The sequence below is a fragment of the Phenylobacterium sp. P4_E10 genome, from assembly GCF_056401675.1.
The window spans coordinates 100549-123823 of sequence record NZ_JBFUIW010000006.1 but is presented as its reverse complement, the minus strand read 5'-3'; the positions used below and the strand labels follow the sequence as shown (position 1 = coordinate 123823).

At 68.2% G+C, this 23275-nt stretch carries 23 protein-coding genes and 1 pseudogene; 9 read left to right on the top strand and 15 right to left on the bottom strand.

Going from position 1 to position 23275, the window contains the following annotated elements; genetic code table 11:
- Nucleotides 1-26 precede the first annotated feature (26 nt).
- The 3 genes from AC1DQJ_RS09060 to AC1DQJ_RS09050 all read right to left on the bottom strand — a co-directional run bounded on the left by AC1DQJ_RS09060 (nucleotide 27) and on the right by AC1DQJ_RS09050 (nucleotide 4103).
- The gene (locus AC1DQJ_RS09060; RefSeq protein WP_477602395.1) at nucleotides 27-710 is read right to left on the bottom strand and encodes a MarC family protein; all 684 of its coding nucleotides are present in this window, start codon (nucleotides 708-710) and stop codon (nucleotides 27-29) included.
- A gap of 84 nt (nucleotides 711-794) precedes the next feature.
- Entirely contained in the window at nucleotides 795-2282 is a 1488-nt protein-coding gene (locus AC1DQJ_RS09055) for a spinster family MFS transporter (protein ID WP_477602394.1), read from the bottom strand.
- Nucleotides 2283-2357: 75 nt separating this feature from the next.
- Nucleotides 2358-4103, bottom strand: a complete 1746-nt coding sequence (locus AC1DQJ_RS09050) for an ATP-binding protein (protein WP_477602392.1) — start codon at nucleotides 4101-4103, stop codon at nucleotides 2358-2360.
- 437 nt (nucleotides 4104-4540) lie between these two features.
- On the opposite strand from AC1DQJ_RS09050, the gene AC1DQJ_RS09045 reads away from it, so the two are divergent.
- A complete protein-coding gene (locus AC1DQJ_RS09045) occupies nucleotides 4541-6028 on the top strand; it encodes a methyl-accepting chemotaxis protein (RefSeq protein ID WP_477602390.1) in 1488 nt (495 codons plus the stop codon).
- 9 nt (nucleotides 6029-6037) lie between these two features.
- Here AC1DQJ_RS09045 and AC1DQJ_RS09040 read toward each other — a convergent pair whose 3' ends face one another.
- The 5 genes from AC1DQJ_RS09040 to AC1DQJ_RS09020 all read right to left on the bottom strand — a co-directional run bounded on the left by AC1DQJ_RS09040 (nucleotide 6038) and on the right by AC1DQJ_RS09020 (nucleotide 9031).
- Complete coding sequence (locus AC1DQJ_RS09040) at nucleotides 6038-6409, bottom strand: DUF1801 domain-containing protein (protein ID WP_477602389.1); 372 nt, start codon at nucleotides 6407-6409, stop codon at nucleotides 6038-6040.
- The gene (locus tag AC1DQJ_RS09035; RefSeq protein WP_477602388.1) at nucleotides 6406-6831 is read right to left on the bottom strand and encodes a DoxX family protein; all 426 of its coding nucleotides are present in this window, start codon (nucleotides 6829-6831) and stop codon (nucleotides 6406-6408) included. The genes AC1DQJ_RS09040 and AC1DQJ_RS09035 overlap by 4 nt, the downstream gene beginning before the upstream one ends.
- A 26-nt stretch (nucleotides 6832-6857) precedes the next feature.
- Nucleotides 6858-7307 (bottom strand): VOC family protein, encoded by a 450-nt coding sequence (locus AC1DQJ_RS09030; RefSeq protein ID WP_477602387.1) that lies wholly within the window; start codon nucleotides 7305-7307, stop codon nucleotides 6858-6860.
- 105 nt (nucleotides 7308-7412) lie between these two features.
- Complete coding sequence (locus AC1DQJ_RS09025) at nucleotides 7413-8669, bottom strand: RNA polymerase sigma factor (RefSeq protein WP_477602386.1); 1257 nt, start codon at nucleotides 8667-8669, stop codon at nucleotides 7413-7415.
- Entirely contained in the window at nucleotides 8666-9031 is a 366-nt protein-coding gene (locus tag AC1DQJ_RS09020) for a YciI family protein (RefSeq protein ID WP_477602384.1), read from the bottom strand. The genes AC1DQJ_RS09025 and AC1DQJ_RS09020 overlap by 4 nt, the downstream gene beginning before the upstream one ends.
- Before the next feature lie 334 nt (nucleotides 9032-9365).
- Here AC1DQJ_RS09020 and AC1DQJ_RS09015 point away from each other — a divergent pair, with 334 nt between their 5' ends.
- Nucleotides 9366-10124: a MipA/OmpV family protein gene (locus tag AC1DQJ_RS09015; RefSeq protein WP_477602382.1), complete on the top strand. Its 759-nt coding sequence runs from the start codon at nucleotides 9366-9368 to the stop codon at nucleotides 10122-10124.
- 67 nt (nucleotides 10125-10191) lie between these two features.
- Nucleotides 10192-10554: a DUF2200 domain-containing protein gene (locus AC1DQJ_RS09010; protein WP_477602380.1), complete on the top strand. Its 363-nt coding sequence runs from the start codon at nucleotides 10192-10194 to the stop codon at nucleotides 10552-10554.
- Between the two features lie 9 nt (nucleotides 10555-10563).
- Here AC1DQJ_RS09010 and AC1DQJ_RS09005 read toward each other — a convergent pair whose 3' ends face one another.
- Together AC1DQJ_RS09005 and AC1DQJ_RS09000 are read right to left on the bottom strand one after the other, a co-directional pair.
- Nucleotides 10564-11316, bottom strand: a complete 753-nt coding sequence (locus tag AC1DQJ_RS09005; protein ID WP_477602378.1) for a LytR/AlgR family response regulator transcription factor — start codon at nucleotides 11314-11316, stop codon at nucleotides 10564-10566.
- Nucleotides 11313-12437, bottom strand: a complete 1125-nt coding sequence (locus AC1DQJ_RS09000) for a sensor histidine kinase (RefSeq protein WP_477602376.1) — start codon at nucleotides 12435-12437, stop codon at nucleotides 11313-11315. Before AC1DQJ_RS09000 ends, AC1DQJ_RS09005 begins: the two co-directional genes overlap by 4 nt.
- Before the next feature lie 222 nt (nucleotides 12438-12659).
- Here AC1DQJ_RS09000 and AC1DQJ_RS08995 point away from each other — a divergent pair, with 222 nt between their 5' ends.
- Nucleotides 12660-14414: a tetratricopeptide repeat protein gene (locus tag AC1DQJ_RS08995; protein ID WP_477602374.1), complete on the top strand. Its 1755-nt coding sequence runs from the start codon at nucleotides 12660-12662 to the stop codon at nucleotides 14412-14414.
- A gap of 6 nt (nucleotides 14415-14420) precedes the next feature.
- Here AC1DQJ_RS08995 and AC1DQJ_RS08990 read toward each other — a convergent pair whose 3' ends face one another.
- The 4 genes from AC1DQJ_RS08990 to AC1DQJ_RS08975 all read right to left on the bottom strand — a co-directional run bounded on the left by AC1DQJ_RS08990 (nucleotide 14421) and on the right by AC1DQJ_RS08975 (nucleotide 16358).
- Nucleotides 14421-14786 carry a hypothetical protein gene (locus AC1DQJ_RS08990; RefSeq protein ID WP_477602372.1) on the bottom strand — a complete coding sequence of 122 codons (366 nt, stop codon included), beginning with the start codon at nucleotides 14784-14786 and terminating at the stop codon, nucleotides 14421-14423.
- Between the two features lie 126 nt (nucleotides 14787-14912).
- Entirely contained in the window at nucleotides 14913-15599 is a 687-nt protein-coding gene (locus AC1DQJ_RS08985; protein ID WP_477602370.1) for a Crp/Fnr family transcriptional regulator, read from the bottom strand.
- Between the two features lie 65 nt (nucleotides 15600-15664).
- A complete protein-coding gene (locus AC1DQJ_RS08980) occupies nucleotides 15665-15988 on the bottom strand; it encodes a UrcA family protein (RefSeq protein ID WP_477602368.1) in 324 nt (107 codons plus the stop codon).
- Between the two features lie 106 nt (nucleotides 15989-16094).
- Nucleotides 16095-16358 (bottom strand): DUF4180 domain-containing protein, encoded by a 264-nt coding sequence (locus AC1DQJ_RS08975; RefSeq protein WP_477602366.1) that lies wholly within the window; start codon nucleotides 16356-16358, stop codon nucleotides 16095-16097.
- 260 nt (nucleotides 16359-16618) lie between these two features.
- Here AC1DQJ_RS08975 and AC1DQJ_RS08970 point away from each other — a divergent pair, with 260 nt between their 5' ends.
- From AC1DQJ_RS08970 to AC1DQJ_RS08950, 5 genes and pseudogenes are all read left to right on the top strand, one after another.
- Complete coding sequence (locus AC1DQJ_RS08970) at nucleotides 16619-16840, top strand: hypothetical protein (RefSeq protein ID WP_477602364.1); 222 nt, start codon at nucleotides 16619-16621, stop codon at nucleotides 16838-16840.
- A gap of 60 nt (nucleotides 16841-16900) precedes the next feature.
- Nucleotides 16901-17782 (top strand): LysR substrate-binding domain-containing protein, encoded by an 882-nt coding sequence (locus AC1DQJ_RS08965; RefSeq protein WP_477602362.1) that lies wholly within the window; start codon nucleotides 16901-16903, stop codon nucleotides 17780-17782.
- A gap of 94 nt (nucleotides 17783-17876) precedes the next feature.
- Nucleotides 17877-18302, top strand: a complete 426-nt coding sequence (locus AC1DQJ_RS08960; RefSeq protein WP_477602360.1) for a hypothetical protein — start codon at nucleotides 17877-17879, stop codon at nucleotides 18300-18302.
- A 64-nt stretch (nucleotides 18303-18366) separates the two neighbouring features.
- The gene (locus AC1DQJ_RS08955; RefSeq protein WP_477602358.1) at nucleotides 18367-18876 is read left to right on the top strand and encodes a DUF1993 domain-containing protein; all 510 of its coding nucleotides are present in this window, start codon (nucleotides 18367-18369) and stop codon (nucleotides 18874-18876) included.
- Nucleotides 18877-19619: 743 nt separating this feature from the next.
- Nucleotides 19620-19727: pseudogene (locus tag AC1DQJ_RS08950) on the top strand (PEPxxWA-CTERM sorting domain-containing protein); the annotation flags it as partial.
- Nucleotides 19728-19824: 97 nt separating this feature from the next.
- Here AC1DQJ_RS08950 and AC1DQJ_RS08945 read toward each other — a convergent pair.
- Nucleotides 19825-23145 (bottom strand): Calx-beta domain-containing protein, encoded by a 3321-nt coding sequence (locus tag AC1DQJ_RS08945; protein ID WP_477602356.1) that lies wholly within the window; start codon nucleotides 23143-23145, stop codon nucleotides 19825-19827.
- Nucleotides 23146-23275 lie beyond the last annotated feature (130 nt).

Here is a 23275-nt window from a genome sequence, read left to right as displayed (position 1 = left end):
GGCCGAAAATCGCAATGTCGGGCGGGCTAGTTCGCGGCCTTAAGATAGGTCGGAACAAGGCTTTCCAGGCCGCTGGAGATGATCTGCACGCCGACGCAGAGCAGCAGGAAGGCGACCAGGCGCGAGAGCACCCGCGCGCCGGAACGGCCCAGCAGCGACAGCACGACGCCCGACCAGCGATAGGAAATCCCGACCATCAGGGCGACCAGGACCGCAGCGATGCTGACCCCGATGAAGAACGGCACGACGCCCTGGCCGTCGGACGGGCGCTGCGAGGCCAGCGCGATGGCCACCGAGATCGCGCCGGGGCCGGTGGTGAAGGGCATGGTCAGCGGGAAGAAGGCGACGTCGTCGTGCGCGCCCTTCTCGGCCGGGGCCGCGGCGTTGGCCTTGCGGTCCTCCTGCACCTCCGGATCCATCAGCAGGCTCCAGGCCCGGATCGCCACCACCAGGCCGCCGGCCACCCGCAGGGCGCCCAGGCTGACCCCGAAGAAGCCGAGGATGTAGCTGCCCAGCAGCAGCGAGCCGAGCAGGATCAGCAGGGCGTAGCCGGCGATGCGCCAGGCCAGCTCATGGCGGTCGGGCCGTCCCTCGGTCACCTGATGGAAGGTGAGCGCCGCCCCGACCGGGTTGACGATCGAGAACAGGGCCGGGAACGCCAGGAGAAAGGCGCCGACGACGGTGGTGAGCGGAAGCGGGCTGAGATTCATGCGACGCCCAGCCTAAGCGCAAGCATGGTCGGCGCGCCAGAGCTTGGCGATCGGCAGGCTCGCCCGCCGATCGCCATGGAGCGGTCACGCCGCGGCGGTCGCCTCGGCTTCGGTGAGGCGCAGGGCTTCGGCCATGTCCTTGGGCAGGGTGATGGCGGCCAGCAGGTAGTGGATGCCGGCCCAGGCGTAGATCAGCAGGTTCCAGACGATGCCTTCGCGGGTGCCCTGGGCGACCGCGGCCTTGCAGGCCGCGTCGATCGCTGCGCCGGCCCCTTCCTTGCCGACGCCGCCGGGGCACATGTCGAAGAACGGTCCGAGGTCCTTGGCGGCGAACTGGGCCTGGCTGAGCGTGTCGATCACCCAGCCGCAGAACGGAGGACCAAAGCCCAGGGCGATCAGGTTGAGCACGAAGAACAGCAGGGCCGTGGCGGTGGCGCGCATGCGCAGGCTGACGGCGTTCTGGATCACCCCGAAGGTCGGGCCGAGGTAGGTGTAGTGGAAGATGCCGGGGATCAGCAGCAGGCCGGCGGCCAGCTTCCAGTCGTCGCGAGTGTAGACGAGGATGTAGAGCGGGCAGGCGATCAGCAGGCCGAAGGCCGGGACCAGGGCGTACCAGCGCCCTGAGCGCTTGGCGGCCCAGTCGGTGAGGAAGCCGCCCAGCAGCGTGCCGATGCCGGCCGCGATCCCGCCGACCACGCCGAAGATCAGCCCCACCGTGGCGAGGTCCAGACCGAACATGCGGATGAAGTAGGGCGCCGAGTACTGGCCGGTGCCGTAGCCGGCGAACGAGGCCATGGTGATGCCGGCGACCATGTGGAAGAAGCCCCACTTGCCGAAGATGCGCTTGGCGACCGCCAGGATCGACGGCGGCTTGGCGTGCACCGGCGGGGCGGTCTCATCGCCCTCCAGCACCGGCAGGTCGGCGGCCTGATCGGCAACCAGGCGGTCGGAGTAGCCGCGCGGCGGCTCCTTGACGAAGACCTTGAGCAGGACGGCGACGATGACGCCCGGCAGGCCGACCATCATGAAGGCCATGCGCCAGTCTAGGTTCTGGGCGATCCAGCCGCCGGCCACGGCCCCGAACATGGTGCCGAGCGGAATGCCGAACGAATAGATCGACAGGGCCGAGGCGCGTTTCTGCGGCTCGAAATAGTCGGAGATCAGGCTGTGGGCGGGCGGTGAAAGGCCGGCCTCGCCGACCCCGACGCCGACCCGGAACAGCATCAGCTGGAAGAAGCTGCCGGCCATGCCGCAGAGCGCGGTGAAGCCCGACCATATGACGATGGCGATGGTGATGATGTTCACCCGGCTATGGCGCTCGGCCAGGCGGGCGATGGGGATGCCGAGCGTCGTGTAGAGCAGGGCGAAGGCCAGGCCGCCGAGCAGGCCAAGCTGGGTGTCGGTGAGCTTCAGATCGACTTTGATCGCCTGACCGATGGTCGAGATGATCGTCCTATCGATGAAGTTGAAGGTGTAGGCCAGGACCAGCAGCCAGAGGACCGACTGTTTGTAGCTCTCCGAGAAGAGCGGCTTGCGTGCGGGCGCGTCGGCGCCGGCGTGGGTCGCGGCCATAGTCTAGGTTCCCTCCCCCGGGGGACTTGTTGTTCCGACGAGGTTACGCACGCCGTGGCGGCGAGGGGAAGGGCTTCAGTCGCCCACCGTCGGCAGCCAGATGGAAACCGTCGTGCCCTGGCCGACGACGCTTTCGATGCGCAGCGCGCCGCCTAGCTGGGACGCCAGGCCATGGGCCATGGAAAGGCCCAGACCCGTGCCCTTGCCGACGCCCTTGGTGGTGAAGAACGGTTCCACGGCCTGGGCGATCGTGCTGGCGTCCATCCCGCAACCGGTGTCCTTGACCGAGAGGCGGATGTAGCGGCCAGGCGCGAGGTCGCGGGCCTTGGCGACGCTCTCTTCGGCGACCTCGATCGTCAGGTCGCCGTCCCCGCCCATGGCGTCGCGGGCGTTCACGCAGAGATTGACCAGCGCCATTTCCAGCTGGTGCGGATCGGCGAGCGCGAGCGGCAGGCCAGGCGTTCCGATCGTCCGCAGGCGCAGCTGCGAACCGACGATGCTGGTCAGCAGGGACTGCAACTCCTCCGCCAGCTTCAGGACGTCGACCGGCTCGGTCTTCAGCGGTTGCTGGCGAGCGAAGGCCAGAAGCCGCTGGACCAGGGCCGAGGCCCGGTCGGCCGAGGCCATTGCGTTCTCGACGAGCCGCAGCTCGCGTTCGGGCAGGTCCCGCCGGTGCAGGATGTCGAGTGCTCCGAGGATCGGGGTGAGCAGATTGTTGAAGTCGTGGGCGACGCCGCCGGTGATCTGGCCCATCGCGTCCAGCTTCTGGCTCTGGCGAAGGGCGGCCTCGGCTTCCATCAGCTGCTGGGTGCGTTCGGCGACGCGGGTCTCCAGGGTCTGGGCGAAGGCGCGCAGCTCCGCCTCGGCGCGGGCGCGCTCGACGGCTTCCCAGGTGCGGGAGGCGACATCGAGGGCGAGGGTGGCCTCTTCGTCGGTCCAGCGGCGGGGCAGAAGGTCGTGCAGGTAGAAGACCGAGCGCAGCCTGCCGGCGCGGATCAGCGGCACCACCAGGGCCGCCCGGGCGACGACCGCGCTTTCGCGGACGAAGTCGGCCGAGCGGGGGTCGTGCAGCACGTCCTCGACCCGCAGCAGCTGGCCCCGACGCAGGGCCTCGGCGATGTTCGGGCCGAAGTTGTCGAGCCGGCGGGTCTGGCCCCCGAGGGTGGGGACGTCGCCGTTGGTCCAGTCCAGGTCGATGCGGACGTGCTCGACCGCCTCGTCGATCTGGCCATAGCCGGCTCGGCTGATCTTCAGGTGCTCGCCCAGGATCTGGGCGGCGGCGTTGGTGATCTCCACCGGATCGGCGAGGCTGCGGATGCTGTCGTTGAAGGCCAGCAGGAACGACTTGCGCCGCTGCGACAGCACCTTGCTGGTGGAGTCGCTGCAGACGTCGAGCACGCCGACGATCTCGTCTTCGTCATTGCGCACCGGGCTGTAGGAGAAGCTCCACCAGGTCTGCTCGGGATAACCGTTGCGGGTCATCACCAGCGGCATGTCTTCGGCCCAGGTGGCTTCGCCGGAGAGGGCCTGAACGACCAGCGGCTGGATGTCCGGCCAGACATCGGACCACACCTCGGCCATCGGCCGACCCATCGCGCCCGGATGCCGCGCCCCCAGGAAGGGCGCGTAGGCGTCGTTGTAGAAGAAGGTGAGCTCGGGCCCCCAGCCCAGGCACATGGGATGGCGCGAGGATAACATCAGGTCGAGCGTGGTTCTGAGCGCGACGTCGTCCTGCGGCAGGCCCGCGAGGGCGATGCTGTCCCAGGCTCGCTCGCCGAGCTGTGCGGCGATCTCCGGAGCCGGCAATTCCTGGGCGGTCACTGGCTGTGTGTCTGAAATGGATATCAAGTCCGAAACTAGCGCAGAACGCCGCAGGAAGTGTCAAGCAAGGCGTCGACCAAGTCCTGGGCCCGTATTCAATATTGCCCGGCGTTCCGGCATCGGCTGTGCCGTGGGCGACCGCGGCTGTGCTCGGGCGTGGAGAGGTCTTGTGCGGAATCTCCGTAATATTCGTACAATTGATCGTGGATGTTCCTCAGGGGAAGCGCGCAGTGTCGGCCTTGATGGCGGGCTCCAACAGAAGCTCCGACCTGATGAATGCCAATGCGCAGCGAAATGTCGCACCCTGATTGAGTAGAGGTTACTGCCTTCCAGTCAGTCGTGAGGTCGGGATTACGGTTTCGTTTACCTCATCGGTCGCAGCCTTTCGCTTGCATCAAGGTCGCGCATAAGCGGCCGTCCGCTGGGGGGCAGCGAACATGATTTTCAAGAAGAGCAAGGCTCGAGAAGCCGCAGACGTGCAGGTCGCAGAGTTGGAAGCGATCTTGGCGGCGATCCACAAGTCGCAGGCCGTGATCGAGTTCGAACTCGATGGCACCGTCATCCGCGCCAACGAAAACTTCTTCGCGGCCATGGGCTATGCGCCGGGCGAGGTCATCGGGCGCAAGCACAGCCTGTTCGTGACGGCGCAATACGGCGCCAGCGACGAATACCGGGACTTCTGGCGGGCGCTGAACCGCGGCGAATTCCTCTCCGACAAGTTCCACCGGGTGGCCAAGGGCGGTCGCGAGATCTGGCTGCAGGCGACCTACAACCCGGTCTTCGACAAGTCCGGCCGGCTCTACAAGGTGATCAAGTTCGCCACCGACATCACGGCCACCGAGCTTGAGCATCAGAAGCGCGACGCCGAGCGCCGCGCCGCGCGCGAGGAGCAGGTGGTCGCCGTCGAAGGCACCGCCGCGGCGTTGTCGAAGCTGGCGTCCGGGGACCTGACCTATCGCATCGAGGGCCACTTCCCCGCGGAATACGCGCGGCTGCAGGCCGACTTCAACGCGGCGATGGACCGGCTGCACAACGTCATGTCCAACGTCGCCGGAGCCGCCGGCGGCATTCAGTCGGGGACCGACGAAATCAGCTCGGCCGCCGACGACCTGTCGCGCCGCACCGAGCGCCAGGCCGCCAATCTGGAAGAGACCGCCGCGGCGCTCGACCAGATCACCACCACGGTGAAGAAGACCGCCGAAGGCGCGCGGGAGACCCAGGGCGTCGTGAACGCCGCACGCGGCGACGCCGAAGCCTCCGGCGTGGTGGTGTCCGACGCGATCAGCGCCATGGGCAAGATCGAGGCCTCGGCCACCCAGATCAGCCAGATCGTCGGCGTGATCGACGAGATCGCCTTCCAGACCAACCTGCTGGCCTTGAACGCGGGCGTCGAAGCGGCCCGCGCGGGCGACGCCGGCAAGGGCTTCGCAGTCGTCGCCTCCGAGGTCCGGGCCTTGGCCCAACGCTCGGCCGAAGCGGCCAAGGAGATCAAGGCGCTGATCTCGGCCTCGACTGCCCAGGTCGGCTCCGGCGTCGAGCTGGTCGGACGCACCGGCCAGGCGCTGCAGCGCATCGTCGGCGAGGTCGCCAAGATCACGGACCTGGTCAGCGAGATCGCCGCCAGCGCCCAGGAGCAGGCGGTGAGCCTGGCTCAGGTGAACACGACCATCAACGAGATGGACCAGATGACCCAGCAGAACGCCGCCATGGTCGAGGAGTCGACGGCGGCGAGCCACGCCCTGGCGCAGAAGGCCGGGGAGTTGGACCACCTGATGACCCAGTTCGTGCTGGACGAGCGCGGCGGGGCCAGGACGAGGCCCGCGGCGCAGAAGCCGGGCCGGCCGCAACTGCGGGTCGCCGCCTCCGGCGGGGCCGCGCGCAAGCTGCAGTACGACCAGGACGCCGAGGGCTGGACCGAATTCTAGGCCCCAGCCCTAGGCCTTCATCTTCAGAGGGTCGCCGTGCTCGGCGTTGAGCGCGGCGGCCGCTTCTATGAGGGGGGCGACCTCGTCGGTCTCGATCTGGCCGGGCCCGGTCAGCTTGATGGAGGCCATCTTGAAGCCGCCGCTGGGCTCCAGGCGGCTGTCCAGCTCAACCATCTGCGCGCCGCGCCAGAAGGCCAGGGTCATGTGGGTCTTGAAGCCCTTGACCAGGCAGACCGCGCCGTCGGGCGAGGACCACATGGGATGGCCCCACTTGAAGTCCTCGTCCAGGCCCGCCGACCGGGCGGCGGCGCGGACGGTTGTGGCGGCCTCGGCCTGCCAGTCCGGCAGGCCGGCGAGATAGGCGTCGATCTTTGCGGTCATGAAGCGCTCCGGCTGAAGGGGAAGATCGCGCGCAGACGGGGGCTGCGCAGCCACAGGCCGCCCCACAGCGCGGCGCCCAGATAGACGCCGAACAGGGTGTGGCTGACCAGCGGGTCGCCGATCCGCAGATGAGTGGCGATCGCCCCGCCCATCACGCCGGTGAACAGCACCGCGCCCAGCACAGCGGTCCGCGGGTAGAGGTAGAGCAGCAGGCAGATCAGCTCGATGGCGCCGATGGTCGGGCCGAGCTCTGGCGGGTAGCCAAGCTGGATCAGGGTGTCGCGCACGATCTGCAAGTCGATCAGCTTGATCGAGATGTCGAAGAGCATGAACAGGACCGCCAGGGCGGTGAGGATGCGGCCGGCCCAGAGCATGGCTTTGGAGGCGGCGGCGGGCGGAGCGGTGTCGGTAATCGTCGTCATGTGCAGTTCCCCTTCGCGCGCCCAGATCAGGCCGGTTTGACAGTCTGACCGATCGACCAGCAGACGCCGTAGGGGTCGCGCAGGCGGCCGTAGCGATCGCCCCAGAACATGTTCTCGAGCGGGGAGAGCACCTCGGCGCCGGCGGCGACCGCGCGCTGGAACCAGGCGTCGGCGTCATCGACCTGCAGGTGCATGGTGAATGAGTTGGAGGGCTCGTGCGCGAAGCCTTCGCCCATCTCCGGGAAGCAGTCGCAGATGAACAGGCTGCCGCCGTTGATCAGCAGGGCGCAGTGCATCAGCCGCTTGCCGTCCTCAGCCGGGAGCCGCATCAGCTCCTGGGCGCCGAACGCCTTCTGGTAGAAGGCCGAGGCGTCGCTGGCGCCGTCGACGTTGAGGTGGGGGATCACGCCCGAGTTGGGGGTGGTGATGGCGCCGGACATCTCGGCGGCGGTGTCCATCGTGGCGGTGTTGGTCATGATGCGTCCTCCTAAAGCTTGGGCCCGATGCGGGGCGCTTGAAACCAGGACGAACCAGGCCGGCTCAAATCGACAGGCGCGTGGAAGAAAAATGCGGAGCGCCGCTCAGCCCGCCTCAGTGTCCTTGGACAGGTTGTCCAGATGCATGCGGATATGGGCGGCCTCCGGGGCGCTGTTGGCAAGGGCGATGGCCTGGTCGAAGGCGACGCGCGCCTCGCGGTTGCGGCCGAGCTGCATCAGGAAATTGCCCTTGGCGCCGTAGTAATAGAAGTAGCCGGAGAGCTGCTCGGCCAGGGGCTCGATCATGGCCAGCGCCGCCTGCGCCCCCTGGGTCTTGGAGACCGCGACCGAGCGGTTGAGGGTGATCACCGGCGAGGGGGTCATCAGTTCGAGGGCGCCGTAGAGCCGGTCGATCTGCGGCCAGTCGGTGTCCTGAGCCCGCGCGGCGCGAGCGTGCAGGGCGGCGATGGCGGCCTGGACCTGATAGGCGCCGGGCGCAGCGTGGCGCAGGGCCTTGTCGATGAGCGCCAGACCCTCGGCGATCATCGGGCGGTTCCAGCGGCCGCGGTCCTGGTCGTCGAGCAGCACGATCTGGCCATTCTCGTCGAAGCGGGCGGCGGCGCGCGAGTGCTGCAGCAGCATCAGGGCGGTGAGACCCATGATCTCCGGCTCGGTCGGGAACAGCCGCAGCAGCAGCCGGGCCAGGCGGATGGCCTCCTCGGCGAACGGCGCCTTGGCGTCGGCCTCGGCCACGGTCGAGGAATAGCCCTCGTTGAACATCAGGTAGATGACCGCGGCGACGTCGGCGAGCCGCTCGGCGCGTTCGCCCGGGCCAGGAGCCTCGAAGGGCACCTTGGCGCCCGCGACGCGGGCCTTGGCGCGGGTGATCCGTTGCTCCATCGCCGCCTCGCCGACCAGGAAGGCGCGGGCGATCTGCCTGACGCTGAGGCCGCTGACGATCCGCAGGGCGACGGCCACCTGCTGCACGGCCGGCAGGTCCGGATGGCAGCAGATGAACAGCAGCCGCAGGATGTCGTCGCGATAGTCGGACCCGTCGAGCCGCTCGGCCAGCGGCGCCTCGACGTCGTCGAGATCGGAGAGCTTTTCCTCCGAGGGCAGGGCTTCCAGGCGCGCGCGGCGGCGGACGGAGTCGATGCCGCTGTTGCGTCCGACCAGGATCAGCCAGGCGGCCGGATCGCGTGGCGGTCCTTTCTCGGGCCAGGACTTCAGCGCGCGCAGGCAGGCGTCCTGAAACGCCTCCTCGGCCAGGTCCAGGTCGCGGAAGTAGCGCAGGAGGGCGCTGACCGCTTGCGGACGGGCCGAGCTGAGGGCTGCGTCGATCCAGGCGGGGTCTTCTGTCACTTCAGCTCGTTTCCGGGAATGTAGAGGCCGATGGGCCGCAGCTCGTAGGCGCCGCCGGGATTGGCCTTGGCCAAGTCGCGGGCGATCTGCAGGCCGTCCTCAAGATTTTCGACATCGACGATGTAGAAGCCCAGCAGCTGTTCCTTGGTCTCGGCGTAGGGGCCGTCGACCACCAGGTTCTGGGCCTTGCGCAGAGTGGTCGCCGAGGTGGTGGGCAGCAGACGGATGGCCGGGCCGAGCTTGCCGTCGGCGGTGACCCGCTGGTGGACCACGTCGAGCCTGGCCATGACGGCGTCGTCCTCTTCCTTGGTCCAGGCCGAGGTGATCGCTTCGTCGTTGTAGCAGAGGATGGCGTAGAGCATTGGGGCCTCGTTGTTCCTAAGGACGGGCCAGCGCGCCCGTTCCCGACAGGCGTCTCACATAAAACCGCTGGTTAAAACCACGAGGTCCTAGTCGACCGTGCGTCGTGTTTGGTCGCCGGCTTTGGCTTATTCGGCGGGGCGATCCGCTCGCGCCGCCGCGGCCGGGCGATGGAGGCGCGAGCAACCGAACGTTGCGTTGTGCGTTCCCCCGTTAGCTGTGGGCTGAAGGGGGTGCGCATTGGCTAGCGTTCGAGAGCTCGCGGAAGCTCGCCGCGTTGTTCGCCGCCGGACCAGGGCGGCGACCACAGCGGGTCTGCCTTTCATCATCGCAATCGTGTCGGCGTCAGCCGCTGCGGCGCAGGAGATTCCTGCCCCAACGCTGTTCGGCTGGACGCTCGACAGCGTCCGCGCCGGAGCGCGCTATGCGCCAGACTACCTCGGATCGGACGACTATCGGGCCTGGTTCAGCGGCGCGGTGGTTGTGTCCCGGCGCGACGCGGAGCCAGCTCCCTTCGGGGCTCCGGACGACGGAATCAGCCTTGGCCTGGTCGGCAAAGGCCCGCTGACCGCAGGCCTCGCCGGCCGCTGGCGCTCGTCGCGCGGCGACGACGACGACCTTCGCGGATTCGAGAAGATCGACGGCGCCGTCGAGGCCGGCGTCTTCGTCAACTGGTGGCCCGCAGACTGGCTGCGGCTGCGCGCCGAGGCGCGGCATGGCTTCGGGGGTCACGATAGCTGGGTGGGCGATTTCGGCGCCGACGCCATCGTCCATACCGACCGCTGGGCGTTGACGGCCGGACCGCGCCTCGGGTGGGGGGACGAGTCGTTCACCCGCAAATATTTCGCCGTCACGCCGTTGGAAGCCTCCCGCAGTCCGCTCGGCATCCAACCCTTCTCGCCCTCGGGCGCCTCGTGGTCGCCCGGCGTGATTTTGAGCGCCGAGTACCGGCTGAACCCCCGCTGGAGCCTCGAGGCCGTCGGCTCCTACCGGCGCGTGACGGGCGAGGCGGCCGACAGCCCGATCGTCGCAGGCCTGGGCTCGCCGGACTATTTCAGCACCAGCCTCAGCGCTCGCTACACCCTCGGACGATAACGGCGGCGCATCGGCGGACGACCAGCTATCCTGGGTCGGACAAGCTCGGGAACGCCCGGAGGGACGCATGGCGAAGCATCGAATCTACTCAGTCAGCGTCGCGAGCGTCTATCCGCACTATGTCGCCAAGGCGGAGAAGAAGGGGCGGTCAAAGGCCGAGGTCGACGAGATCATCTGTTGGCTGACCGGGCATAACCCGCAGTCGCTGGACCAGCAGCTAAGCGACAAGGTCAATTTCGAGGACTTCTTTGCGCAGGCGCCTCAGATGAACCCGGCGCGATCGCTGGTCACGGGGGTGGTCTGCGGCGTCCGGGTGGAGAACATCGAAGAGCCCACGATGCGCGAAATCCGTTACCTGGACAAACTGGTCGACGAACTCGCCAAGGGGAAGGCGATGGCGAAAATCCTGCGGAGCAGTCCGGTCGGGTAGGGCGCTATGTCAGTCCTGGTAGAGGGACAGGCGCTCGCTGACGGCGTTCACATAGGACGGCCCGACCGCGACGTTGACCCCGTCGTCGAGCACCAGCGAGATCAGCCCCTTGCCGAGGCGCTTGACCTCCTTGACGCGGGCCGGCCGTACGAAGGCCGAGCGGTGGACGCGGACCAGCTCGCTCGGCGGCAGCTTGCGCTCCAGCGCGTTCATGGTCGCCCGGTGGATGTGACTGCGGGTCGGGGTGTGCAGCAGGACGTAGTCCTTGGCCGCCTCGATCCAGTCGATCTCGGTCAGCGGCACGCGCACGTAGCCGGTGCGGACCTGCACCCAGAAACCGTCCGGATCCTCGTCGGCGGGAGACGCCTGGGCGTCCTCGGCGCGGGCGGCGGCGGCGCGCAGGGCCTGGCGGCGGCGGGCCCGCTCGATCGCCTGGCGCAGGCGGTCGAAGCGGACGGGCTTGAGCAGGTAGTCGGCGGCCTCAACCTCGAAGGCGTCGGCGGCGTAGAGTTCGAAGGCGGTGACGAAGACGATCTCGGGGCGGTCTTCCATCGGCAGGGCGGCGGCGACGGCCAAGCCGCTGCGCTCGGGCATCTGGATGTCGAGCAGCACCAGATCGGGCTTCAGGGCTTCGACCGCCTCGGCGGCTTCGCGGCCGTTGCGGGCGCTACCCACCACCTCGATGTCGGGCACCTGGGTCAAGAGGGCGCTCAGACGCTCGAGGGCGGCGGGCTCGTCGTCGACCAGCAGCACGCGCATCATGCCGCGACCCTCCGGCGGAACGGCGCCACGGTGGCGGAGGTCTGCAGCGGCATCCGCACCATGGCCAGGAAGCCGCGGGCCAGCGGGGTGGCCTGCAGTACGCCGCGGGCCCCGAACAGGGTCTCAAGCCGCATCCGCACATTTTTCAGCCCAACGCCGGCCCCCGGACGCGCGTCGGCGGCGGCGGCGTTGTCGCCATCGTCCTGCACCAGCACCACCAGGTCGTCGCCGTCGCGGGTGGCCTCCAGCCGGATGGTCACGGTCGAGCTGGTCGGGGACACCCCGTACTTGATGGCGTTCTCGACCAGCGGCTGCAGCAGGAAGCTGGGGACCACGGCGCTGCGCAATTCGTCGGGGCAGATGAATTCCAGGGCCAGGCGCTCGCGGAAGCGGACGTTCTCGATCTCCAGATAGGCCTGGAGGGTGGCCATCTCGTCCTCCAGCTGGATCATCGCTTCCGGGTCAGCCACCAGGGTGACGCGCAGGAAGTCGGCCAGCTTGGAGAGCATGCTCTCGGCTTCGTCCTTGCGGCCGGTGATGACGGCGGCGGAGACGGCGTTGAGGGTGTTGAACAGGAAGTGCGGGTTGAGCTGGTAGCGCAGGGCCGCCAGGCGCGCGGCGCTGGCGGCGGCGTTGGCCTCGCTGGCGGCGGTGCGCGCATCGGCGAGCTGGCGCTCCTGCTCGCGGACAGTCCAGTTGGCCTGGAGAGTCAGGTAGAGCGCGCTGAGAGTCCCGAAGATCCAGACGAAGGCCGGGGTGTTGAGCAGGGTGCGCATGGCGACGCTGCGGGTCGGCTCGGCCGCGTCCGGTTCGAAGATCGTGCGGAACACGTCCATGATGACGACGTCGCCGAACGACAGGGCGACAGAGGCGACGATGGCGACGCCGGCGACCGCGCCGAACCGCACCGCGTTGGTGCGGCGGCGCATGCGCATGGCGACCATGAACAGCAACACCGAGAGCGCCACGCCGAGCGAGTCGAAGGCCACCAGGGTCATGAACAGCGGCACGGTCATCGCCATGCCGCTGATGGTCGTGGTCGCGGTGAAGAAGAACGCCGACATCAGCCAGACGCCGAACGTGAGCCAAGCCGCCTGCCGGGTTTCTTTGGTCTTGAACATCAGATCTCTTCGCGCAATCGGGCGCAGATTAGCTCATGCGCGCGGGGATTGCGTCCTCCCTGGTCGAGCAGATGGCGTGATTGGTCGATAGGCGGGCATTTCCGACGGCGTTTCCGCCCGTTCAAGACCTTGAATTGCAGCAACAACTTCCGGTTGGCGAGGGAGTGCGCGGTTCGTCTGGTATAGTCCCCAGCGCCGGGGCGGGCCTAAAGGAGATTGGGCTTGGTTGGGCAGATGGAGCGTCGGCTCACTGCGATCCTCGCTGCCGACGTCGTCGGCTATAGTCGGCTGGTCGCCGCCGACGAGGAGGCGACCCTGACCCGCTTCGCCCAGCATCTCAGCGAATTGGTCGCGCCGGCGGTGGAGACCCGCCGCGGCCGGATCATCAAGACCGCCGGCGACGGGCTGCTGGCGGCGTTCGGCAGCGTGGTCGACGCCCTCAACTGCGCCGTCGAGATTCAGCGCGGCATGGTCGCGCGCAACGGTGGCCTGGCCGATCACGAACAGATCCTGTTCCGGGTGGGGATCAACGCCGCCGACGTGGTGGTGAAGGACGACGACATCCTTGGCGACGGGGTCAATGTGGCCGCGCGCCTCGAGGGCCTGGCCGAACCGGGCGGGATCTGGGTCTCGGCCCGGGTGCAGGAGGACACCCAGGGCCGGGTCGACGTCGGCTTCGACGACCTGGGTGAGCAGCCGCTGAAGAACATGACCCGCCCGGTCCGGGCGTTCCGGGTGCTGCTCGGCGCCGACGCCACGTCGAGCGCCACGCCACTGGCGTTGCCGGACAAGCCCTCGATCGTGGTGCTGCCGTTCCAGAACCTGAGCGGCGAGGACGACTACTTCGCCGACGCGGTGACCGAGGACGTGGTGACGGCGCTGTCGCGCTGGCGGTGGTTCTTCGTGATCGATCGGAATACCAGCTTCACCTACAAGGACCGGGTGGTGGACGCCCGCCAGGTCGGCCGCGAGCTGGGCGTGCGCTATGTGCTGGAAGGCAGCGTCCGCAAGTCGGGAACCCGGGTGCGGGCCAATGTGCGGCTGATCGAGGCGGCGAGCGCATCGCAGCTCTGGGCCGACAGCCTGAACGGCGAACTGGTCGACCTGTTCACCCTGCAGGACGAAATCACCGAGCATGTCGTGGCCGCGATCGAGCCGGCCATGCTGCACACCGAGGGCGCGCGCAGCGCCCGCAAGAGCCTGGGTGATCTGACCGCGCTCGACTGCTTCCAGCGCGGCATGTGGCACTTCAACCGGATGACCATGGACGACTATCGCCTGTCCATCGGCCTGTTCCGCCAGGCGATCGACCGCGATCCGGAGCTGGCGCTCGGCTATGTCGGCCTGGCGCGGATGCTCTACGGCGGGGCGATCTACGGCTGGTCGCATCAGCCGGTGGCCGATCTGGAAGAGGCCTGGGAGGCGGCGCGTCACGCGGTGGCGCTGGATGCGCGCGACGCCTATGGCTACTTCGCCCTGGCCGGGGCGGCGCTTTATCTGGGCCGGCACGGGGAGGCGCACGATCAAGCGCGGCGGGCGCTGGCGCTCAATCCCAACTTCGCATTCGGCCACTTCCGGCTTGGCCAGGTGCTGATCTACATGGGGCGGCCGGACGAGGCGGTCGAGCCGATCGAGCGGAGCCTGAGACGCAGCCCCTATGACCCGCAGCTGGGACCCATGCTGCAGCTGCTGGCCTTGGCCCACTATCAGGGACGCAACTATGAGGAGGCCGCCGCTCAGGCGCAGGCGGCGGTGCGCCTGAAGGACGCCAGGGCGGCTTCAATTCTCGCCGCCAGCCTGGCCAGACTGGGTCGGTTCGAGGAGGCGAGGCGCGCCTATCCTCCGGCCCTGCGCGAGCGAGCGCGGACGACCGCGCCGATGCTGGTGACCTACGCCCGGCCCGAGGACGAGCGCCATCTGCGGGAGGGGATCCGGCTCGCCTTCCGCGATGACGACGGCCTGTCGCCGCCGCCGTGAGGAGGGCTATTTGGCCAGGGGGTGGCGGTCGCCCGGATAGCGGCTCTTGGCCAGGACTGTGATGCCGCCGCGCGTGGTCGGGGCGTCGGGGACGTGCCAGACGGTGAGCTCGAAGTCGTAGCCGGGCGCCCAGGCGAAGGTGATCGGAATGGGCGGATCGGCGGTCAGCGCATAGTGCATCAGGCTGCGGACGACGACGTGGAAGGCGCCGGGCAGTTCGCGGATGTAGCCCTCCAGGGCCCGGTGCAGGACCGTGCCTTCTTCGGTCAGGTGGCCGGCCTTGATCGGGTCGGAGCCGGGGGCGAAGTCGGCGGCCCGGGCGGCGAGGGCTTGGATGCGATCCCGGCTAAACGCCACATTGAGATCCGACATGACAGATTCAAGCGCAGGCATAGGTCGTCCCTTCTCTTCAGCAGAAGCGGCGCCTCGCGAACGCCGCGCGGCGTCGAGCTGCACTACCGTACCGCGCTCAAGAGGGTTGCTCTATTAGGGCGAGCCCTAACCCTTCAGCCGGCGGGCGATCACGCCCTGCAGCCGCTCGGGGCTGAGAACCCGGACCCCGGCGGCGGTCAGCTCGACCAGGCCTTCCTGCGCCCAGGCGTTCAGCCGGCGGTTCACCTTCTCGCGCGAGAAGCCGAGGCGGCGGCCGATTTCGGTCTGGGTCAGCGGCACCAGGCCGGAGGCGCTGGCTTGCGCCAGCAGCAGGCGGGCGAGGTGGCCGGCGAGGTCGAGCACCGCCTTGTCGCCGATGTCGGCGTCGGCCGCGCGCAGGCGGGCGCTAAGTTCGACCACCAGGGCGACGGCGGCCTTCGGCTCGGTCTCCAGGGCGTCCAGCAGGGCGGCGCGGGCAATGCGCCAGAGCCGCGAGCGGCGGGTGGCGGCGACGTCGGCCGAGCGCAGCCCGCCGTCGAGGACGGCCATCTCGCCGACCAGGTCGCCGGGGCCCAGCGCGACCAGGCGGATGTCGCGGCCGCCGGGGGTGGAGTTGCGGACCTCGACCTCGCCCTCGACGATCACGAAGACCGCGTCGCCCGGATCGCCGGAGCGGAACAGCATCTGGCCGGGGCTGAGCTCTTGCCAGGCGCCGGAGGCGGCCAGCCGCTCGCGACCGCGCGGCGACAGGCGCGCCAGCACCGCGCTCCGGGCGAGCGCCGCCAGCACAGCCTCTGCGGCCGGTTCGGACATGCGAAAGCCTCCGCGCAGGAACGCGGAGGCTATCACAGCTTGAACAACGGTCCGCCTGGGAGGTCTCAGCGACGGGCCAGTTGGGTGGAGGCGACGGTCGCCGGCGCATAGAGCGCGGTGACCATCGGGGCGTCCAACTTCGCGACCGCCTTGTCGGTCATGTCCTTACGGCATTCCTTCGAGGCGCGGGTGATGCCCAAGGGATAGCCGTTGATCGGACCGCAGAAGTTGTTCACCGCGTACTTGATCCGACGCAGAGCGGCGCGGGCGCCGGGCTCTTCGTGGACATTCAGGTCGCCGACGCGGACACGCATGGTGGCTTCTTCGGCGTGAGCCGCAAATCCCGACAGGGCGAGAGCGGCGAGGGTCGTAACAATCAGACTACGCATGGCTGGCTCCTAGGGGAGGAAGGACCGCTGTGTTGCGGTGACTGCATTCCTAGGCCCGGCCGGCGCTGGCGGCTGTGACTGGGGTCACAGGTCGAAGAACGGTGTTCTAGGTTCGCGCTGCGAGTCGTTCTTCCAGGGCGTCGCGATCGGGGACGAACAAGACCGAGCGGCCGCGATTGGACTCCCTTACGAAGTCGCGCAGCGGATCGCTGGCCGCCACCGCCACGGAGATGTCGCCGAGGATGACCGGGGTGAGGCGGTAATTGACGAACTTCTGCAGCACCTCGCCGGCCAGGCCGGTGGAGAGGCGCAGGAAATCGGCGGAGAGCCGCGCGGTCGGGACCACCACCAACTCGGCGCCGAGCGACAACGCATCGCCGATCAGGTCGCTGCGTCGCGTCCGGAAGCCAACGGCGGACCGTCGGATGCGCAGACCAGGACAAGGCGCCCGGCGATGGTCTCGATCTGGTTCATGAGGACCCTCCTGCTTGCGCCGAGGGTAGCGGGAGCCGGCGCGGGCCGTCGACCCGACCGTATCTGTGAACTCAACTCACGAATAGTCAGCCCATTAGTCGTTTGCCGCGTGACGCCGACTTACTCATCCTGAAGTCACGGAACGAGGGCGGACCCATGCTGGCCGACGAATTTCCAATCATCGAACACCGCGGGCGCAGTATCGCTCAATGGCTTCTGGACCGGGCGATCTACGACCTAAGCTTCGTCTGGGATTGTTACTGGTGGGCGCTGCGGGCGCACGTCGCGGCGACCCAGGGCATTCCACGCTCATGCCTGGAAGACCCGCCGGCCGATTGGCTGCGGGTCCTGCAGGGCCCTGGCGAGCACGATCGGTAAGCCGCACTCGCCGGCCATGGCGTACCCGTATAACGTCGCTACGTCGTGATCTGAGGTCACATGCCGAAACGAGACCTGCCGCCGCTCACCGCCCTGCGCGCCTTCGAGGCGTTCGCGCGGCATGGGCGGATGAACCTGGCCGCCGATGAGCTTTGCGTCACGCATGGGGCGATCAGCCGGCAGGTGCGCAGCCTGGAGCGGCTGTGCGGGGTGCGGCTGACGGCGGGGCCGCGCAACAGCCTGCGGATGACCGAGGCCGGGACCCGGTTGGCCGAGAGCCTGGGCGTGGCCTTCGACGGGGTCGAACGGGCCTTCCTGGCGCTGCGCTCGGCCGCCGACCGGGAACTGCACGTCTCCTGCGTCGGGACGCTGGCCATGCGCTGGCTGATCCCACGACTACCGGTGTTCCATGCCCGCCACCCGGGTCTGAATATCCGGGTGACCGAGGCTTACGGCCCGGTGGACTTCAGCAAGGACCCGTTCGACGCCGCGATCCGGCTGGCCGAGACCATTCTGGGCGAGGGCCTGGAGGCGACGCCCTTCCTCGACAACTTCCATGGCCCGGTGATGGCGCCTGCGCTGGGGCTGATCGGGCTGGACGCCGCGCCGCGCCTGCACACCCGACCCCATCGCCAGGCTTGGCGCGAATGGGCCGACCATGCCGGCGTGCGGGTGGGCGAAGGCCTCGAGAACCGCGAGTACGAACACCTGTTCTACATGCTGGAGGCGGCGGTCGCCGGGCTGGGCGCCGGAGTCTCGCCGTGGATCTATGTGGCCGGCGACATCGCCTCGGGCCGGCTGGTCGCGCCCTACGGCTTCGTGCGCACGCCGGCCCGCTTCCATTTCGTGGCGCCCAGCGCCGCGGCGCGGCCGGTGACGGCGGCTTTCCGCGAGTGGTTGATCGACGAGGCCGCGGCCTCGCCGCCGCCGCCGTCGGCCTGACCATCCCGTCGCGTCTGATGTCCGGCCTGTCGCAAACCCGTGGCGGGCAGACGCCTCGCGCCTAGGTTCGAAGCCCCAAGCAAGGGGCCGCGCCATGATTTTCCTGCTCGCCACCGCCATTCTCGCATCTGAACCGGCCACGGCCGCCTATGAGGTGGTTCGCGCCGGCGACCGGGCCATGGCCTGTTCGCAGTTGATCGCCGAGATCAACGGCATCAACCAGAAGGTCCAGGACCAGCAAACGCGGCAGGCGGCGGCGATGACCGACGCCTCGTCCGGCATGATGTCCGCGTCGGGCATGGGCATGAGCGGGCTGGCGATGAGCGCCCTTGGCAGCCTGGCCTCGCAGGTGCCGTTCGGCAGCCAGGCGCTGTCTATGGGGCGTCAGGCGCAGATGGTGGCCGGAACCAAGAAGATGATGAACCAGATCGAAGAGTCGCAGCGCGAGATCATGGCCATGATCCCGATGCAGCAACGGCTGGATCACCTGATGGAGCTCTATTCCGACAAGGGCTGCTGAGGCCGTTGCGGACCGGCGAAAGCGCGACCATATCGGGCGCACAAGTCCTGCTGGTGGAGCGCCTATGTCCCTGTCGATGTATCAAGCCTCGGTTCCCGTCTTCGCCAGGGGCCTGAAGGTGCTCAAAGCCATGCTCGAAAAGGGCGCCGCGCATGCGGCGGAGGCCGGGGCCGATCCCAAGGTCCTGGTGCAGGCCAAGCTGGCGCCCGACATGCTCGACCTCGCCGGGCAGGTGCAGCGGGCCAGCGACACGTCCAAGCTCTCAGTGCAGCGGTTGAGCGGGGTCGCCGCGCCGGCGATGCCCGACACCGAGGCCACCCTCGACGAACTGATCGCGCGCGTGGACGCCACCCTGGCCTATCTGGACGGCGTGGGGCCTGAAACGCTGGAAGGCGCCGAGGCGCGGACGATCGAGCTTCCGACCGGTGGCGCGCCCCGTACCTTCAACGGGGCCGACTACCTGCTCGGTTTCGGCATCCCAAACTTCTATTTCCACGTGACCACGGCCTACGACATCCTGCGCAGCCAGGGCGTCACGGTCGGCAAGCGCGACTTCCTCGGCGCGGGGCTCTGAGGCCTGAGATAACCCCTTGCTGTGCAAGGATTTTATTGCTCGCGCACAGGGCGAAACCGACAAGAAAAATTCACGGGTTTTCGGCTTCGGGAGGCTCTACCTGAGATAGCTGCCGCTCTGTCTGGGCGGGGGAATCTTGGGGGCGGCCGACGGGGAATGTTCCTGCGCGGCGGGGACCCTGCCTTAGTCAAGGGAAGCCGATCATGGGTCTTGTGAAGTTCTCCGCCGCGCTGGGCGCGGCGCTTGTTTTGGGCGGGCCGGCGCACGCCGCGGTCACCGCCATCGCCGCGCCGAACGCTGCCTATCTGGCCGGCACGACCTTGCTGGAAATCGGCGTCGACGATTTCGAGACGCTGGCCGGGCTGAGCGACGGCGTGCTCAGCGTCGGTTTCGAGACGGTCGAGGCGCGGACCGCCTCGGTCACCTGGGGGCCGTGGGCGGGCGCGCCGGACACCGAAGGCGACATGCCGCGGATCCTCTATGCGGCCGGGATGGACAGCCTGACATTCAGCTTCAGCAAGGCGCTGTCGGTATTCGGCTTCGAGGCCCAGCCGGACTCCTTCGACGTGCGCAGCGTCAGCGTCGATTACTATCTCGGCGGGGTCTATCAGGGCTCGGTCGGCCGCGACGTCGACGGCTTCGCCGGCGCCAGGCTGCTGGCCGCCAATGGCCGCTTCGACAAGGCGGTGGTCAGTGGCAAAGACGGCTTCGCCACTGGGCAGCTGCGCTACGCTCTCGCGCCGACCTCGGCGGTGCCGGAACCGGGCGCCTGGGCGCTGATGATCGTCGGGTTCGGCGCGGCCGGAACGGCGATCCGCATGCGCCGCCGACCACTCGCCTCCGCGGCCTGATCCAGTCGCCTCGAAACGAGAAACCCCGCCGGGCGACCGGCGGGGTTTTCATTTGGCCATCCCCGGAGCGCCGCCCCGGGGATGCCGAAGGCGGAGCTTAGAACAGCCCGCCATTCGTGGCGGTCGCAACGTCGAGCAGGGTGATGGTCCCCTGGCCGGCCCCGCCGAGCGTGATCACCGTATCATTGATCCCGTCGAGGTCGGTGTCCGCGAAGGTGATCGAGGTCACGCGCGCTCCGTCCAGCAGACGCAGCTTGTCGAGGCCGTACTGGAAATCGACGATGATGTCGTTTCCGCCGGACGACTTGCCGAACATGAAGAGGTCCTTGTCGGCGCCGCCGGCCAGGATGTCGTCACCCTTGTCGCCGAAGAGGCTGTCGGTCCCCGCTCCACCGAGCAGGCTGTCGGCGCCGTCGCCGCCGGACAGGGTGTCGGCCCCGGCTCCGCCCGCGATGGTGTCGTCGCCGCCAAAACCCTGGACCGAGTCGTTTGCGGCCGTGGCGGTGAGGTTTTCAGCAAACGAGCGGAAGTCGAACTGGCCGACGACCGGGTCATGGTCGGACAGGGAAGGGTTCACCGCGCCGGTGCGTTCGTTGTAGCCGGTGTTGATGTGGACGACGTCGTAGGAGGCGACGGCGGCCAGTTCCTCATCGACGACGATGTGGTCGATGGCCTGGCTGCGGCCGTCGAAGTCGTAGGTGAAGCGCTCGGCTTCCGGCAATTCGGAGACCGTGAGGTTGGTGAAGCGCTCGCCGCCGACCCGGGCCGATCCGTCGACGTTGACGTAGCCGGTCAGCACTTCCATCGGGCGATAGAAGTAGAACTCGTTGAAGTCGCCGCCGGCGACGATGCGTGCATCGGGGTCGGACGCGGCGATGTGGTTCATCATCGTCCAGAGGTCGTCGGCCACCGCGTTGCGCTGAGCCCAGTCGCCGTTAGCCGGTTCGCCCACGTCGATGTTCTGGTTGGCCTGATAGAAGTCGCCGGACGAGCCGCTCTTCGAGGGCAGGTGGTTGGCCGTGACGTAGACCCTGGAGCCGTTGAAGGTGAATTCGCCGAGCAGCGACTTGCGGGTCGAGGTGTAGTCGGCCGGATTGACGCCGCCGATCTGGTCGTCGCTGAAGGCCAGCTTATCGCCGGCGTCGCGCACGCCGTCTCCGATGCGATCCACGAACTGGCGGCGTTCGGCGATGGTGGCGTTGGCGTCGAGATCGCCGAGCTGCACCCGCTCGGTGTTGTACAGGAAGCCGACGCGGATATTGCCGCCCGGCGCGCCGCCATCGGCGCCGTTCACCGGCAGTTCGTCGACCCACTGGTACTTGTGGCCGGTCGCGGTCGAGACCGCTTGGGCCAGCCGCTCCCAGGTCACCGAGGCGTCCACGCCGCCGGCGGCCTCGCCGTTGTTGTCCTGGACTTCCTCGATGCTGATGATGTCAGGGGAGCCGAGGTTCTGGGCGATGGCCTTGCCCATGTCGTTGAACTTGCCGACGCCTGAGGCGCTGCCCTCGTCGACCTTGGTGTCGTCGCCCGGGTCGAGGTTCTTCACGTTGAAACTGGCGACCCTCAGGCTGCGGGGGTCGTCGGCCAGGGTGACGGTCTCGAACGTGGGCTGCGCCGAGAGGCCGGACGTATCGATCGCGTCGGTGACGTAGACTTTGAGGTTCACGTAGTCGAAATCGACGATCCCGGTGACGTCGCCGATCTTGTCGCCCATGGTCAGCAGCTGGTCGAAGTTGGCCGTCCCGGCCCGTCCGGCGCCGGAGAAGTCGAGCTCGACGATGTCGGGGTTGGTGTCGCCGTCGTGCAGATGGCGGCCGCCGCGGATCGTGCCGTCATCGGTGGCGGCGGTGTCGGGCGGCGAGAGCGCCGGGTCGCCGCTGACCGTGTAACCCCCGCGGGCGTTGATCTGCACGGCGTCGGCGTGAACTTCGGAATAGGCCTTGAAGCGGACGGAGTCGTCCTGACCGGCAACATAGCCGTCGGCGACCACCATGTTGGGGATGGTGACGCGCATGCCTTCGACGGTCTCGAAGAAGTCGAGGGCGTCGTTCTCGGGATCGAAGGTGTCGCCGACGCCATCGACGGAGTCGGTGTAGTCCGGATTGTCGTCCGAGAGGATGGTGTTGGGGATCGCCTTGCCGGCCGAACCGTCCAGCACCAGGGTCGGCAGCGGCACGGCGCTGTTCGACTGGGCGATAATCGACGGATTGGTCAGGAAGGTGCGCGGCAGGTTGTCGAACGACCTGTACTCGATCACGTGGGCCTCGAGCGTCACCGTCTCGCCGACCGTGATCCCGGCGAAGTCGCCGCTGTTCATCTCCGCGCCTTCATTGGCGTCGTTTCGGGTCATCACGAAGATGCCTTCCGAAGTGCGGGAGTCGGCGTCCCAGTCCGCGGTCTCTTCGGAGATGAAGAAGCCTTGCAGGGGGCCCTCGTCGTCGATGCCGGTGACGACGGCCTGGACGGCCACCTTGGTGGTCGAGACGGCGTTGAAGCTGCTGATGCCGTCGGCGGCGAGGATGGGGCTGAAGAACGCTGTGCCCTGGATGTCGTGGATCTTGGTCAGAGCCGGCGTGCCGGCGTCGTCGTTTTGGATTACGCCCACGCCCTGTGCGTCGCCGATCTGGGCGCCGCCCGTGGCGTTCGAGAGGTTCAGGAACACGGTCTCGTTGGCCTCGGCGGCGGTGTCGCCGTTGACGGTGACGCTGACCGTGGCGGTGTTCTGGCCGGCCGCGAAACTCACCGTGCCCGTAGCGGCGACATAGTCCGTACCGGCGCTGGCCGTGCCGTTGGCGGTGGCGTAGTCGACACTGAAGGCGTCCGGGCCGCCGGTGCGGGTCAGGGTGTAGGTCAGGACGCTTGTCCCGGTGTCGCCCTCGGTGACGCTGGCGTCCGAGATTGTGACGGTCGGGGTCGAGTCGCCGGTCAGGGTCTGGCCGGCGTTGACCTGGCCAGCAGTCGGCGTGCCGAGGACCTTGGTCCAGGTGAAGTCGGCATAGTCGTCGCCAGAGCCGACGAGGCTGATCGACGAAGTGTTGGGCGCATCCGTGCCGTTCTCGACGGCCGGGCCGATCGAGGTGCTGGTCATCCCGGCCGCCGGGCCGTTGGTGGCGGTGAACGTGCCGCCGTAGCTGATGAACTGCACGACGGTCCCGTTGTAGACCAGGGCGATGGCGTCGGGATTGCCGTTCTGAATGCCGTTGGTCGCATAGCTCAGCGACTTGAAGCCGAAGCCCGTGCCGGTTTGGTCGGTCAGGACCCCGGTCAGGGCGTCGGTGTCGTAGCTCTGACCGTTCGAGCCGTTGTAGAGCACGATGCTGTAGCCGGCGAGACTGGTCCCAGCTGCGCCGGCGATCTCGATGAACTCGCCGGAATCCGTGCCGGAATTGTCGTAGTGGAACTCGTTAATCCAGACCATCGCAGTCCCCCAATGGCTTCGCGCGCGCGGCGCAGAGACGAAACGCCCGGCGGGGATTCCGCCGGGTTGGGGAACTGGTTAACGAGCGCCAATGACGCTACCATGACGTGTATTTGACGGTTCGTCCAAC

Bases quoted from the DNA above. Each gene is read 5' to 3' on its own strand.
- AC1DQJ_RS08955 (WP_477602358.1), top strand. From the start codon at position 18,367: ATGTCCCTGTCGATGTATCAAGCCTCGGTTCCCGTCTTCGCCAGGGGC.
- AC1DQJ_RS09010 (WP_477602380.1), top strand. From the start codon at position 10,192: ATGGCGAAGCATCGAATCTACTCAGTCAGCGTCGCGAGCGTCTATCCG.
- AC1DQJ_RS09005 (WP_477602378.1), bottom strand. From the start codon at position 11,316: ATGATGCGCGTGCTGCTGGTCGACGACGAGCCCGCCGCCCTCGAGCGT.
- AC1DQJ_RS09055 (WP_477602394.1), bottom strand. From the start codon at position 2,282: ATGGCCGCGACCCACGCCGGCGCCGACGCGCCCGCACGCAAGCCGCTC.
- AC1DQJ_RS08980 (WP_477602368.1), bottom strand. From the start codon at position 15,988: ATGCGTAGTCTGATTGTTACGACCCTCGCCGCTCTCGCCCTGTCGGGA.
- AC1DQJ_RS08985 (WP_477602370.1), bottom strand. From the start codon at position 15,599: ATGTCCGAACCGGCCGCAGAGGCTGTGCTGGCGGCGCTCGCCCGGAGC.
- AC1DQJ_RS09045 (WP_477602390.1), top strand. From the start codon at position 4,541: ATGATTTTCAAGAAGAGCAAGGCTCGAGAAGCCGCAGACGTGCAGGTC.
- AC1DQJ_RS09030 (WP_477602387.1), bottom strand. From the start codon at position 7,307: ATGACCAACACCGCCACGATGGACACCGCCGCCGAGATGTCCGGCGCC.
- AC1DQJ_RS09000 (WP_477602376.1), bottom strand. From the start codon at position 12,437: ATGTTCAAGACCAAAGAAACCCGGCAGGCGGCTTGGCTCACGTTCGGC.
- AC1DQJ_RS08970 (WP_477602364.1), top strand. From the start codon at position 16,619: ATGCTGGCCGACGAATTTCCAATCATCGAACACCGCGGGCGCAGTATC.
- AC1DQJ_RS09040 (WP_477602389.1), bottom strand. From the start codon at position 6,409: ATGACCGCAAAGATCGACGCCTATCTCGCCGGCCTGCCGGACTGGCAG.
- AC1DQJ_RS08945 (WP_477602356.1), bottom strand. From the start codon at position 23,145: ATGGTCTGGATTAACGAGTTCCACTACGACAATTCCGGCACGGATTCC.
- AC1DQJ_RS09035 (WP_477602388.1), bottom strand. From the start codon at position 6,831: ATGACGACGATTACCGACACCGCTCCGCCCGCCGCCGCCTCCAAAGCC.
- AC1DQJ_RS08965 (WP_477602362.1), top strand. From the start codon at position 16,901: ATGCCGAAACGAGACCTGCCGCCGCTCACCGCCCTGCGCGCCTTCGAG.
- AC1DQJ_RS09060 (WP_477602395.1), bottom strand. From the start codon at position 710: ATGAATCTCAGCCCGCTTCCGCTCACCACCGTCGTCGGCGCCTTTCTC.
- AC1DQJ_RS08960 (WP_477602360.1), top strand. From the start codon at position 17,877: ATGATTTTCCTGCTCGCCACCGCCATTCTCGCATCTGAACCGGCCACG.
- AC1DQJ_RS08990 (WP_477602372.1), bottom strand. From the start codon at position 14,786: ATGTCGGATCTCAATGTGGCGTTTAGCCGGGATCGCATCCAAGCCCTC.
- AC1DQJ_RS09020 (WP_477602384.1), bottom strand. From the start codon at position 9,031: ATGCTCTACGCCATCCTCTGCTACAACGACGAAGCGATCACCTCGGCC.